The organism is Nocardia sp. NPDC055165, from assembly GCF_053606985.1.
In genome coordinates this window covers 556,731-569,933 of the sequence record NZ_JBSGSS010000001.1, presented here as the reverse complement: position 1 = coordinate 569,933, position 13,203 = coordinate 556,731, and the positions used below count along the sequence as shown (strand labels likewise).

11 protein-coding genes are annotated in these 13,203 nt (G+C 64.8%); 3 read left to right on the top strand and 8 right to left on the bottom strand.

Annotation, left to right across the window (positions count from 1 at the left end; translation table 11 throughout):
* Window positions 1–63: 63 nt before the first annotated feature.
* A complete protein-coding gene (locus tag ACWFRF_RS02790; RefSeq protein ID WP_452448662.1) occupies window positions 64–1,212 on the bottom strand; it encodes an oxygenase MpaB family protein in 1,149 nt (382 codons plus the stop codon).
* 106 nt (window positions 1,213–1,318) lie between these two features.
* Here ACWFRF_RS02790 and ACWFRF_RS02785 point away from each other — a divergent pair, with 106 nt between their 5' ends.
* A complete protein-coding gene (locus ACWFRF_RS02785) occupies window positions 1,319–2,005 on the top strand; it encodes a TetR/AcrR family transcriptional regulator C-terminal domain-containing protein (protein WP_452448661.1) in 687 nt (228 codons plus the stop codon).
* 61 nt (window positions 2,006–2,066) lie between these two features.
* Here the strand turns inward: ACWFRF_RS02785 and ACWFRF_RS02780 are convergent, their stop codons facing one another.
* From ACWFRF_RS02780 to ACWFRF_RS02770, 3 genes are all read right to left on the bottom strand, one after another.
* Window positions 2,067–3,395 carry a cytochrome P450 gene (locus ACWFRF_RS02780; protein ID WP_452448660.1) on the bottom strand — a complete coding sequence of 443 codons (1,329 nt, stop codon included), beginning with the start codon at window positions 3,393–3,395 and terminating at the stop codon, window positions 2,067–2,069.
* Window positions 3,396–3,405: 10 nt separating this feature from the next.
* Window positions 3,406–3,600 (bottom strand): ferredoxin, encoded by a 195-nt coding sequence (locus ACWFRF_RS02775; RefSeq protein ID WP_452448659.1) that lies wholly within the window; start codon window positions 3,598–3,600, stop codon window positions 3,406–3,408.
* A gap of 247 nt (window positions 3,601–3,847) precedes the next feature.
* Window positions 3,848–4,417 (bottom strand): TetR family transcriptional regulator, encoded by a 570-nt coding sequence (locus ACWFRF_RS02770; RefSeq protein WP_452448658.1) that lies wholly within the window; start codon window positions 4,415–4,417, stop codon window positions 3,848–3,850.
* Between the two features lie 86 nt (window positions 4,418–4,503).
* Between ACWFRF_RS02770 and ACWFRF_RS02765 the strand changes: the two genes are divergently transcribed.
* A complete protein-coding gene (locus ACWFRF_RS02765) occupies window positions 4,504–5,934 on the top strand; it encodes a lactonase family protein (RefSeq protein ID WP_452448657.1) in 1,431 nt (476 codons plus the stop codon).
* Between the two features lie 4 nt (window positions 5,935–5,938).
* Here ACWFRF_RS02765 and ACWFRF_RS02760 read toward each other — a convergent pair whose 3' ends face one another.
* Together ACWFRF_RS02760 and ACWFRF_RS02755 are read right to left on the bottom strand one after the other, a co-directional pair.
* Window positions 5,939–9,256, bottom strand: a complete 3,318-nt coding sequence (locus ACWFRF_RS02760) for a protein kinase domain-containing protein (RefSeq protein ID WP_452448656.1) — start codon at window positions 9,254–9,256, stop codon at window positions 5,939–5,941.
* Window positions 9,257–9,372: 116 nt separating this feature from the next.
* Window positions 9,373–10,023: an alpha/beta hydrolase gene (locus tag ACWFRF_RS02755; RefSeq protein ID WP_452448833.1), complete on the bottom strand. Its 651-nt coding sequence runs from the start codon at window positions 10,021–10,023 to the stop codon at window positions 9,373–9,375.
* A 316-nt stretch (window positions 10,024–10,339) separates the two neighbouring features.
* Here ACWFRF_RS02755 and ACWFRF_RS02750 point away from each other — a divergent pair, with 316 nt between their 5' ends.
* Entirely contained in the window at window positions 10,340–10,732 is a 393-nt protein-coding gene (locus ACWFRF_RS02750) for a pyridoxamine 5'-phosphate oxidase family protein (protein ID WP_452448655.1), read from the top strand.
* Between the two features lie 200 nt (window positions 10,733–10,932).
* Here the strand turns inward: ACWFRF_RS02750 and ACWFRF_RS02745 are convergent, their stop codons facing one another.
* Together ACWFRF_RS02745 and ACWFRF_RS02740 are read right to left on the bottom strand one after the other, a co-directional pair.
* Window positions 10,933–12,147, bottom strand: coding sequence for an amidohydrolase family protein (locus ACWFRF_RS02745; RefSeq protein ID WP_452448654.1), 1,215 nt, complete (start codon window positions 12,145–12,147; stop codon window positions 10,933–10,935).
* 195 nt (window positions 12,148–12,342) lie between these two features.
* Window positions 12,343–13,098, bottom strand: a complete 756-nt coding sequence (locus ACWFRF_RS02740; protein ID WP_452448653.1) for a hypothetical protein — start codon at window positions 13,096–13,098, stop codon at window positions 12,343–12,345.
* Window positions 13,099–13,203: the final 105 nt, after the last annotated feature.

Genomic DNA, 13,203 nt, shown 5'->3' with positions numbered 1-13,203 from the left:
ACCGTCGGACTTGCCCGGTCTCGGTGGACCCTGGTTGTTCCTGGCTGATCATCGGTGCCATCCCTACGATGCGATCTGCGGCGGGTCCGACCGCGGCGCGGTCGCCGGGGAGACGTCGCGGATTCGTTCTGCGGCAAGCGCCCGCTGGGTCCGCGCGGACTCGATGAGCTCGACGCCGTCGGGGCCCCACATCAGGCGCATGTAGTGCCTCTCGAACCGTCCACGCTGCATGATCCAGATGAGAGGCAACGAGAGTTTCGTGATGGCACGCGATACCCGCGAGCGCACCGGGCCCATGCCCAGCGACTTGCGCAAGTTCGCCGAGGACGCGCCCGCGGCGAGCTGGCGCAACAGTCCGTGGTCCAGGAATCCGGCGTACCACAGCGCGGGCCACTGCGAGCGATGCCAGTTCTTGACCATGGTCTTGCCCATCTGGATCGCGAAGTTGTCCCAGGTGTCGGGGTACAGCGCCATCGTCTTCGGGGTGCCGAACAGATCGGCGTACTTCTTGTAGAGGGCATCCATGTCGGCTTTCGACGCCGGAATCTCCGCTTCGTCGGCGCCGACGAGGCGGCAGTACTCGCCGACCTCGGCGAAGTACTGGTTGCGCTGTTCAGGAGTGAGCCGGTGTGGGAATTTGCCGTCGCGGAACGCGAAATTCTCGTACAGCCACAGCATGGAGTGCATCTCGGTGAGCGCGGCCCACATCGCCTCGCGGGGTTCCGTCGCCGCGTAGCCTCCGAGTCCGGGGTCGCCCGGGTCGATGACATCGCCGGCGACCTTCGTATGGATGTTGCGCAGGTGCTTGGCCATGCGGCGCGCGGTTTCCGTGTCGCCCAGCCACATCGGTGCGTGCATGCCGGAGTTGCGCTGGCCGCGTTCGAACAGGTCGAAGACGGTCACCGTCCCCTTCAGGGTCTTCCGCGAGAGGGGATCGTGATCGCGGACCCCCGCGATCACGGGTTTGTAGGTCGACTGCATCAAGCCCTGGAAGGCGTACTGGAACACGATCGTGGCGGGGTGCAGCAGCACCTGCCACACCACCGATTCCGGACCGAAGATGCCGTAATCCGGAGCGCCGTCCTCCCCGACGGACTGGCCTGCGGGCACCGGCTCGCCGAAGCGACGCCATCGCTGCGCCGTTCCTGCGATGCGCTCCTTCGTGACGATGCGGTAGTCGTTCTGCACGTCAGCTTCGGGGACAGCGCCCATGCTGTGCTCCTTGCGATCATTCTGAGTTCCCGGGCGGGAACTTGGTGAACCGAGCGTAAGCTCCATGCTGATCAATCGTCAAGACCCGACCGATAAGGCGATCTCCATGACCAAGGCTGAAGGAGTGGCACGCCCCCGCGCGCGTCGTGCCGTCGGCGTTCGCGCGGGCCTCAATCTGCCGCGGATCCTCGAAGCTGCGCGATCCCTCGACCCGGATCTGGTGACCATGCAGGCCGTGGCCGATGCGCTCGGCGTGGATCGCAAGGCGCTCAACCACCACGTCAGCGATCGCGACACGCTGCTCGCGCTGGTGGCGATGGATGCCTTCTCCGGCACCTTCTCGGCTGTTCGGATCGCCGAGCACGCCCGCTGGCAAGACGCTTGCCGGGCATACGCGCGCGGATTCACCAACAGCGTTCTCGCTGCGGGCAGTCTCATCGAGCACCTCCAGCTCGGCGACCCGTACGTCACCAGCGTGCTGGAGCCGAGCGAGGCGGTGCTCGAGAAGATGGTCGCTGCAGGTTTCGACGACGAAGCGGCCATGCGATCGCTGTCGCTGCTGACGAACATCTGTTTGGCCCACGCGCGCGACCTGGTCCTCGCCTCTCGTAGCGGCGTCGCACCCCGCCCGACCATCCTCCGCAAGGCTCTCGAGGAACGCGATCCGAGTGAGTTCGAGACGCTCACTCGGATCGCAGGGCTGTCCGTGACGACCTACGACGACGCCCAGTTCGATCTGGGCGTCGAGACTTTCATCCTCGGCACGGAAGCGTTGAGACTTCGCCGAACGTGACTCGCGCATCCGGCCACGTCGTCGATGGCGCCGTCGCGCCGGGCGGGCGGCGCACGGCGGTTCAGACCTCCGCCACATCCCGGCGCACCGTGACCGGTTCTGCGAGGCGCTGCTCATCGCAGACATGTTGAAGTTTCTCGAGCGTTTCGGCCAGGCCGGCGCCGAGGCGGGGGCCCGGGGTGAATTCCGCGGGGAGGTTCCGCATCCCCTGAATCACGGCAATGGTCTCGTAATGCACTGCCTCCTCGGGGATGCATCGATAATCGGGCATTCGGTCGAGTACGGCCAGCAGCATCCGTTTGAACACCGATCGTGCGACATTTGACCCGATGCAGCGGTGGATGCCGAGCCCGAAACTGTAGTGGCGGTTACCCTTTCGATCCAGTACCAGCTCGGTGGGATCCTCGAAGGCGGCCGGATCTCGATTTGCCATTGCCCAAGAAAGCCATATCCGGTCGCCCTCCTGGAATTCGATACCTGCCACCTCGCAATCCGCCGCGACGGTACGGCCGTCACCGGGGGCCGGGGTGTAGTACCGCAGAAACTCCTCCGTCGCGGAATCGAGCAGCACATCCCGCTCCCGACTGAGTTCTTCACGACGATCGGGATGTTCGGACAGCCATTCCAGCGAATGTGCCGTCAGTGCGGTCGTGGTGTCGAAGCCGCCGCCGATGATCAGGGCCATCATGCCGAGTACATCGGTATCGGCGAGGGGTTCGCCATCGATCGTCGCCTCGGCGACCGCGTGAAAGAGTCCGGGGCGCGGATTCTGTCTGATCTCCGCGAGATTGGCCAGTAGGTCCTGGCTCAGCATCTGATGCAATTCTGCGACGCGGGGGAAATCGGGTGAGTTCGGCGGTGTATACACCGCCGCGTGGGTCGGTTCGTTGTACAGCGACCACTTGTTCAGGGGGATCCCGAGCATAGCCAAGGTCAGCACGGCAGGAACGACATTGGCCAGATCGTCGACGAAATCGATACGGCCGCTGTCGATCTTCTCGTCGATCGCGGCGCGAATGACCTCATCGACGAACGGGATCCAGCGATTGACGGCTGCGGGGGACAGGTAGGGATTGAGCACTGACCGCAATGCGCGATGCTCGGGCTCGTCCATTTCCAGGATGCCGGCACGGGTTTGGTGAGGGCGATGTGATGACGGGATCGAGATGCCGCGGTATCCGCGCCGCACACCCTCCGGATCGTTGTCGCTGGACAGGTGCGGGCAGCGGGCGAGTTCGAACACTTCACGATTGCCCGCGGCGACCCAGTGCCCGTCATGGGTGTCGGTCCAGGCGAGTGGGCATTGTTCGTGCATCTGCTCGGTGATCGGCTGGAAGTCTTCGCGATATTCCGGGGCGAAGCGATCGAAATGAAATGTGGGCTGTTTCATGGCGGTACCTCTACTCGGCGATCGAGATGGCGCGTTCGGGACAGGAGTGGACGGCCTCGCGCACCCGATCGTGCTGGCGCTCGGGTACGACCTCGTCGATCGGTGACGAGTGCCCGTCCACATCGCTGAGTTCGAACGACTGCGGGGCGAGCATCGCGCACAGCGTGTGCCCCTGGCAGAGTTGCCGGTCGACTTGGACCTTCACCAATTCGCTTCCTCTCCGATTCGGCAGCCGCAGCTGACGCCGATAACCCGGTCCGTCAGTGACCGGGAAAACAACAGTTGGCGATACAGTATGTGCTTCAAGTCTGCCATACGTCCGTCGTGGCCGGAGGTTTTCAACTCGGATCGATGTGCGGAAGGTGCTGAGGAATGCGTATCAAATCCTCATGGGGGAGAACATGATTCGGTCAAAGGCTGTCCGCGCTACTGCCGGACGTCATCTGGTGAGGTCAGGGGCGGGAACTGATCACCCGGGACGCGGCCTCTACGGCGGCGGCGCGGTGACGCGCGACGAGAGTGGCGTCGTCGGTCGTCGCGTCGGGGTGGGGCGTCTGGGCCCAGGCCAGGCCGAGCGCCAAGAGCATGACCAGCAGATCTACGGGGTGCCAGGCGGTGTCGACATGGCCCTGCGACTGTGCTTCTCGGATGGCGGCAGCATGGTGGGCTATGACGGGTTCGCTGTCGGCATGGGGTTCGTCGAGCGTGATGCCTTCCAGCTGCGCCCACGTGATCATGCGATGGTGCTCGGGGTGAACGCGAGCCAAGTCGAAGATTTCGCCGACGAAATTCGGCACGGCGTCGGGGCGTAGCGTGACTGCGCCGAAGAATTCGGCGTTGCCGACGGCCACGACCTCGCGAAACAAGGTTTCCTTGTCGCCGAAGTGAGCGTACAGGCGTTCCTTGCTGGCCTGAGCGGTGCGGGCGACGCGGTCGATCCTTGCTCCGGCAAGTCCATATCGGGCGAACTCGGCTCGGGCCGCTACCAGGATCGCACCACGCAGCTCGATGGTATTTCTCACGGCATCAGTATAGTCAGACGAACTAGTTCGTTTGGCATGATGGTTGCCATCGGCGAGGCGCTGACGACGAGATGGAGATTCGAGCTATGAACAAGAAGATGTCGCGGCGTACCTTCCTCGGGGCATCGGGGCTGGTCCTGACGACGTCGGGACTGATGAATGTCCCGGCTTCGGGCTACGCGACCGAGGGCAGACTCTTCGCTTACGTAGGCAGGCAATGCTCTGCTGTGGGATCGATGGGAGCGCCACCACCGCCACCCGGGCCGATGGGGAGTGCCTCGACGCTCGGTTCGCCCGAAGGCGGCGGCATCGATGTCTTCCGCGTGAACATGGCTGACGGTTCGCTGGAACTGGTCAGTTCTACCGGCCCCGAGGTTGCCGATTTGAACAGCGACGGGATCTGCGCTTCCGCGGACGGGCGTTTCGTCTACTGCGTGAACCGCACCCCGGCGCTCGGGGGAATCCCCGGAACCGGTGGTGGGGTGTACGCCTTTGCCATCGATCGCCGGGATGGATCGCTACGGCACCTGAACACCCGCCCGTCGATGGGTTCCATGCCTGCCTCGGTCTGTATCGACACGACCAACTCACGGGTGGTCGTGGGAAATCATGGCGTCACCGCCAGGGTGGCAGTGGTCACGAAGAAGAACGGCGTGCCCGTGATCGAACGCCCGACCGACAGTGCGACCGTGGCGCTCTTTCCCGTGAACGTGGATGGCTCGCTCGAGGCAGCGTCCGACGCGGCTGTCTTCGCGGATCAGCCGGCGCCGGGGGATGAGAACCTTCCCTCTCGCTCGCTCTCGGCGCCGTTGGGGCCCGAGGCGGGATTCCAGATCGGACCCTCCTGTCACGCCGCCGTGTTCGACCGGACACAGCGTTGGGTCATCGCATCGGACAACGGTTACGACCACCTCTACGTCTATCGCTTCAGCCCAACCTCGCGCCTACTGGAGGACGGAAAGCGGTATCCGTTGCCGCCGGGAAGGTCGCCGCGACACTTTGCGGTGCACCCGCGCGCACCCTATTTCTTCATCACAAACGAAAGCCAGCCAAGTGTTTCCGCGTTCCACTTCGACTCCAGCACGGGCGTGCCGCGGCTTCTTCAAACGATCGCCACGATACCGGGAGGCGACACCGCGGCACCTCCTGTCGCGACCGCTGGGTCCGGCTCTCCGGCCGGATTCGGAAAGGGGGTCTCGCCCTCGGACATTCGCCTGCACCCGAACGGTAAATTCCTCTACAGTTCGAACCGAGCTTCGCAGGGCGCCGAGGATACGATTGCCGTTTTCGCTGTCGACGAGGTCACGGGGCATCTGACGATGGTCGATCTCGTAGAGACCGGCGGCAGCGGACAAAGAGAGTTCGATATCGAGCCCTCCGGGCGGTACCTGTTCTCCTGTAATCCTGGATCCGACGACGTCATTTCGTATGCCGTGGATGGCGATACCGGCAGGTTGACCCAGACTGCACGAATCGAGGTTCCGCGCGTTTCGGTGATCACTTTCGCGACGCTGTGAGCACCTAAGCGGAGAAACCGGACGTTGCGGTCCCATCGGAGGGCAGGCGGACCAGACCGAGGCTGTCGCACTGCCGTTCCAGCGGTGTGAGGATTCGGTCGGCCTCGGTCGCACGACCCGCCTGTCGCAGCGCGCTACCGAGGAGGACGCCCCCACGGATCGCGGCCAGCGGCCTGCGCTGCGCGTCGATGCTCGCGAAGAGGATCTCGGCACGCTCGATCGCGACCTCGTGCCTGCCTGTGGCCAGTAGCAGTCGGACTGCGGATTCCTCATCGAATTCGTCTATGGCGGTATGGATTCCGTTGTCGCGGCGAATCGCGCGCGGCCCGAGGAGTTCCGCTACTGTCCCGGGATCGAGCTCGACGCCGAGTCGCACTCTTTCATTGCGCAGGCGGGCAGCCAGGCGGGGCAGATCGGGGTGTTCGGTATGGGACGAGCCCTCGTCGAGTAGCTCGAGAGCGCCGTTCCAGTCGCCACGCAGCGCGCGGACCCGCGCCCCGGTCGCGTAGGTGGCCAGCATGAAATCCACGCCGCCGCCACCCTCGGTGGACAGTTCTCTGCTCTGCTCGAGCAGTTCCGCAGCGTCGTCGAGATCGCCTGTTTCATACCGTAATTCGCCGAGTAGTGCGCAGGCGAGCCGGGTTGCGTACGACGCCGGGCCCATCGTCGACCGGGCGGTATCGAGTGCGGTCGTGAAGAGCTCGGCCGCGGCCGCGATGTCGAGTTGTTCCCGCGCCGCCAGCCCAGCGAAGCACCACCCGTACACGGACAGGAACGGGCCGGTCGCCTCGTGGAACGGCGCCGCCCAGAGTTGCCACCGCCGCGCCTCGTCGTAATCGAAGCGCTGGATCGCCGCGTAGGTGGCGACATTGGCCGCCACGCTGGGTATCCGCGAGGCGAATTCGTCGGGGCGGGCGAGCACTTCGCCGATTAGACCGTCCAGCTCCGTCACCCGGTCGGCGAACATCTCGCGGACGCTGATCGCCACGTCGGCTTCGGCGCGGAGGTTGGTGCGTTCGGGTTCGCCGGGTGCCGACGTGGCGAGTGCCGTTTCGAAACGGGCGAGACTGGCCGCAGTAGCAGCGTGCCTGCGCAGCACCAGGTTGATCCAGACGCCGAACAACTGGATCCGGGGTCGCCCCCGGCACACCCGCGCAGGCAGTTTGGTCAGAATGCCCTGCAGCATCACCATTTTCGATCGCTCCAGCAGGTAGCCCGCGCCCTCTTCGACGAGATCGGCCGCGCGTTCGGGGTTTTCCGCGGCCAGCGCCTGCTCGACCGCGTCGTTGAGCAGGTGATGGTGGGCGAACCAGTCGGCGGCCCGCAGCCGCAGCCCGGTGATCTCGGTGGGGCGGTCCTGGGCCAGTCTGCGGCACAGGTACCCGGCGAACAGCTGGTGGTAGCGGTACCAGTTGTGGTCGGGGCTTGTCGGAAGCAGGAACAGGCCGCGGTCGGCGATGTCGGCGAGCAGGGTGGCGGCGTCGGCGCGGCCGGTCAGTGCGGTGGCCAGTCCGCCGCAGATCCGCTCGCAGATCGAGGTCGTCATGAGGAATTGGAGTGTGTCCGGGTCCAGTGCGCCCAGTACGTTCTCGGCGAGGAACAGACCGATGTCGGGGTGGATGGCGAGGCTGTCGAGCAGATGTGCCGGGTTCTCGCCGGCACGTAGCGACAGGACCGTCAGCTGCAACGCCGCTACCCAGCCGTCGGTGGCGCGGGCAAGGGCGGACACCTCGTCGGTGCTCAGATGTACACCACCCGCTTCGGCCAGGAAGTCGCGCACCTCGTCGGGATCGAACCGCAGCGTCGAGGCACCGATATCGGCGAGTTCGGCGTGGATGCGAAGTCTGCTCAACGGCAGGTCGAGTCGCTCCGTGCTCGTGATGACCAGGGGCAGATGGTGACAGCCGTGCTCGAGCAGGAACCGGACCGCTGCGACAGAGGCGGGACTGGTGACTCGCTGCCAGTCGTCCAATACCAACGTCAGCCGATGCTCGCTGGTGTGTAGACCGTCGACGAGTGCGGTGAGCACGGCGCGGGTCGGGTCTTCGGGGTCGGCTTCCAACAGTCGGTCGAGGTCGTCGGAGAGAGCGGGGACCGTGGGTCTGATCGCCTCGGCGAGGTGGGTGAGGAACCAGGCGACATTGTTGTCGTCCTCGTCGACGGTCAGCCAGGCGACCGCGGCGCCGTGCTCGACCAGCTCGTCGTGCCACTGGGCGGCCAGCGTCGTCTTGCCGAATCCGCTCGGGGCGTGGATCGCGGTGAGCCGGGTGCGTTCGTTCCTGCGCAGGTGCTCGAGCAGGCGCTTTCTGGCGAGGGTGGCGCGCGCCGGGGTCGGCGGGCGGTATTTGGTGGCGGGGGTGGGTGGCGCGGTGGTGCGTTCGCGTGGCAGCGCGGCCCTGACAGTCGGCACTGCGACGGGCTGGTGAGTGCTCGGGACCCGCGGGACGTCGACCGGACCGCCGGTGCTGCGCTGGGCGGCGCACAGTTCGGCGCCGAGCGCCGCGGCAGTGTCCGGCCGGTCGGCGGGTTCGGTGGCCATTGCATGTTCGATGGCGGCGCGGACCTCGTCGGGCACGTCTCTGTCGGTGAGATCGGGACCGGGCTGCGCGGAGACCCGCAGGAACTGCGACAACACCTGCTCTCCCACCCGCCGCTCGTAGGCGACATGGCCGGTGAGGGCGCAGAACAGGGTGGCTCCGAGGCCGTATATATCGGCGGCGACGGATGCAGGAGCCCCGCGCAGCACCTCCGGCGCGGCGAATGCGGGGGACCCGGTGACGACGCCGGTAGTTGTGCGGAACCCGCCCTGGATCCGCGCGATGCCGAAATCGGTGAGCTCGGGTTCGTCGTAGTCGCTGAGCAGGATGTTGGACGGTTTTACGTCACGATGCAGAATGCCCGCTCGGTGCGCGGTCTCGAGCGCACCGGTCATCTTCACGCCCAGCTGTAGTACTGCTGCCCAATCGAGCGGGGCGACGGTGTGGATGCGCTGCTCGAGCGAACCTCGCGCGTGATAGGGCATCACCAGGTAAGGGTGGCCGCCGTGGGTGGTACCGGTCTGGAAGACCGCGACGATGTGCGGGTGTCCGGACAGGCGGCCCATCGCCTGCTGTTCGCGCACGAAGCGTTGCAGTCCGTCGGGGTCGAGCTCGGCGGTGAGTACCTTCACCGCGACGACACGGTCCAGATCGGGCTGGGCACACCGGTAGACCACCCCGAAACCGCCGCGCCCGATCTCCTCGGCGTCCTCGAAGCCCTCGGCGGTCAATTCCGCCGCGATCCCCGTGGCCGAGCTGCGTTGCGTCGGCATGTTGTCGGCCATCTCGGCTCGATTCGGTGCGGCTTTCTGGCGGTGCGCTGGTGCGCTCGCCCTCTACTGAGGATAGTCCTGGAGCCGCGAGCGTTCGCCCGGCTCGGTTGGTGTGGAAAAGTAAACGCTCAACGATTCAGCGCGGATTGTCGTGCCCAGCCTGCTCGATCGAAGCAGCGGACGAACTGTCGCGAGCGTTCGTCAACGATGGTGGGAGCGGGTGTGTCAGGCACCATCGCGTACAGGAAGTCGACAATCGCTTCGGATACCGCGCGTTGCGACGGTTCGTGTAAGAGGTCGTGCCCGGCGTCGGGGAGCTCCCGCATGGTGACCGTCGGGTGACCAGCACACCAGCTTCTGATCGGGCCGATCGGTGCACGGCGGTCGTCTTGTCCGTGCAGTACCAATGTCGGTACTTTCGGGGCCGGTACGGCAAGCGTTCGAGCTTGCTCCGGTGTTCCGGTGAGGACGACCGCTGAAATGTCTTGTGCGGCGATGGAACCGGACTGCATCGCTATCAGAGCTGTCCCGGCCCCCAGGGAATGCCCAACTATCACCAACGGAACCGCTGGGTTACCGGACCGGACCAAGGTGACCAGCTCCAAGGCCGATGCGGCTAGATCGTCTACCGGCGGAACGTCCTGGATCTCGCCTTCGCTCAGGCCATGACCGAGGTGGTCGATGCCGAAGACCTCGATGTCGTGCCGGTTCAGAAACCGGCTGAACCGATGGTAGTCGGCGCTCTGCTGGCCGAGTCCGTGTAGCAGTACCACTGCCATGCGCGAGCGCGCCACCTGCCAATGGCGGTAGTGCATCAGCCCGTTCGGTCCTTCGAAGAATGGCACATCAGGAGTGTGCCAGAACTTAGCTAAGCCTTACCTGTGCTGTTCATCACTGACGGCGGGGCGTTGCCCATATATTCGCGAGTGTATACAGTGAGGCATACTGTAATCATATCGGTGCGATCGCGTCTTCGCCTCGAACATGGGTGGCGGAGGTTGCCGAGAGGAGTGGGCAGCGCTCGCGCGACTCTCTGGTGAACCTGACGGTGCGGCAGCGGTATGTCTCACTGCGAACATATGGTGGAGGTTTCTCATGATCTCGAAAGTGCCGGCCGAATACGAGGATCTGCTTCAGCGGCCTCTTGTCGGCGTTCTCGGAACCGTTACCCCGCACGGCTCTCCGGACTTGTCGCCGATGCGCTTCAAGTGGGATGGCGCGCGCCTACGGCTGAGTCATACGATCCCCCGGCGCAAGTTCACCAGTTTGCAGGCGAATCCGAATTACTCCTTTCTCATCACTGATCCCGACGTGCCGTCTCGTTGCTTGGAGACGCAGGGATGGCTGGTCACGGTCCTGGCGGACGAGGAAGGTGTGTTCTATCGTGAGCTCGGTGAGCGCTACGGCGATACCGGCAACGCACTGCCCGACGACGTATATGACCGTGTCGTGCTGATTCTCGATGTCACCAGATTTACCGCAAAATGACTGGTGCTCAACAATTGTCAACATGATATCGCGAGTGCGGTGAGCTGCGTGTCCGGTCGGCGTCTGCGCCGATCGGACACGCTTTTGCGCGCATCATGGCGTGAGCATCCCGATGAATGTCGGCACCTGGATCGACGCGGGTCGCCCCACGCCGTCAGTTCTCAGAGAACCTGTTCGGCGCGGGGCGACCCGTTCGGATTTCAGGCCGTCGGCTGTGAGATCTTCGAGCCGAGCAGGGTGAGCGCATTCTCGCGCATCACCATTCGGGTGTCCTCGTAGGAGAACTCCGGAAACTGCGGGATGTCGGCGGTGAAGGTCGTCGGATCGGCGAGTCCTTCGCCGTGTGGCCAGTCGGAGCCGAACAGCACCTTGTCCACGCCGATCGTCGCGGCAAGCAGTTTGACGTCGTCCTCGTAGTAGGGCGCGATCCACACGTTGTTCTTCAGCTGCTCGACCGGATCCTCGGTGAAGTGGTACGGAGCGGTGTTCGCGGCCTTCTTCAGGCGCTTGATCAGTCGGTAGACGAAGTACGAGCCGTTCTCGATGCTGGCCACCTTGAGCTTCGGGTGGCGGGTGAAAACCTGGTGCACGATCATCGAGGCGATGGTGTCGTGGATAGCGCGATCATCGAGCAGGATCTGATCGAGCGGGTCCTTCTTGCCGAATCCCTCGAACGTCGCCTTGCCGCCCCACAGCGCGTTGATGGCGAGGTATCCGCTGTCGGACAAGTGGAAGCCGACCGGTACGCCGGCCTCGGCCAGGCGGGCCCACACCGGGTCGTGAAGCGGGTCGCCGAGGGATCGCGGGTGTGTCACGCCGGGTACCGGCGCCGGCCGGACCAGCACCATCTTGGCGCCGCGGCTCAGCACGAACTCGACTTCCTCGACGGCCGCTACCGGATCTGCCAGCGAGATGATCGGGGCGGAGATGATGCGGTGATCGGGGCGATCGAATCCCCAGTCCTCGTCGAGCCAGAGGTTGAAGGCGTGCACCGAGGCCATCGTGGCCGGGATGTCGTGCTTGAGCGCTTCTTCGACCCCACAGGCGAAGGTCGGCAGCATGAAGACAGTCTCCAGGTTCTGCCGGTCCAGGACGGTCACGCGGGCATCGCGATTCTGGTACTCGGGGTGATCTGCCATGCGATCGACCTTCATCAACGAGGCCGGATCGACACCCTCGGGGATCTCGCCGCGAAACAGCAGGTCGAGGCAGCCGGGCTCGATGATCGGGTCGAAGGTCGGGTTGGGGACGAACTGGTTGACCTTGCCGCCCATGATCGCCAGCGTGCGCTTGCCGTCGTTGACCATCTGGACGCCGCGCTGCTTGAACTCTTTGGGGAGATGGCGGGTGAGCGCATCCAGCGTTTCGTAGTAGTGGTTGTCGACATCAACTGCCAGGTAGTCCAGCTTTGTCATTCCTTGTCCTTTCGCTGTGGACTGTCGAGGTTCTGTCTTGGCGTCGGCCAAAGCGCGTGAGATCCGCGATGGACATCGTCATCAGACCTCCCGGCAGACCGTCGTGACGCAAACGTTAGACTTACTGTACCCCTTTCGGTACTGGCTTGTACAAGTCCGATTCCGGGGGCAGGGAGCGGCTGTTCGACGGCGATGTCACATGGTTCGGATCACGGCGACCGAGCGTTGGATCGTGTACGCGTGGGCGGCGATGACTGCTCGGGCTTGATCGTTGACGAGGGTGGCCACGCCGGGCGAGGCAAGCAATTCGGTCAGATGGTCGCGGCTGTTCGCGCCGATCACCAACGCGCCGTGATAGCGGCGGTGTGGGGGATTGTCGTGGGAGACGCCGGGGGTGGGATGGGCGAGTCGGTTGTAGGGCAGAAACGTATATGTTCTGAGATCGCGAGCCCCCGCGGCGTGCAAGGCTGGACCGAGATCCTGGTGGACGAAGCGGCGAAAGGTGCTGCCGCGCACCCCTCGGCGTCGCCGTAGTAGCACGGCGGTCCGGTGTGGCACCGCATCGTTGTGCCCGGGTGTCCACCATCGCCCGCCGGCTGGGCCGGTCGGGTGGCCGACGACCCGTTCGAAAACGTTCTGTTCGTCGAGGAAGACGCCCCGCATATGGATCGGCGTCGTCAAGGCTGCGACGGTCAGGCTGCGTAACCGTACCTCGGCGAAGCCGTCCACCTGCCACGCCGGCGCGACCGATGTTCCGACCCGTGGCGTTGCCGGCCAGTATCCGTGGTCGGTGGGTGAGAAATGGCGCTGGATGTATTCGAGGATATGTGGATGGCGCCGCACGATGTCGGCGTGCGGCCCGGCCCAGTAGGTAGTGGTGGCCTCGCGCGGCATGTCGCTACGCAACGACACCGGGTACAACGCGGAACTCGTGCGGCGCACGCTCGTCATCGCAGGTCCGCCGTCTCGGCCGGGTTGGCGTCGGTCACCCGAGTGAACCGCGCCGATACCTTTCGTGGTGATGGAGTTGTCAAATATGACCTGAACATCAAATTA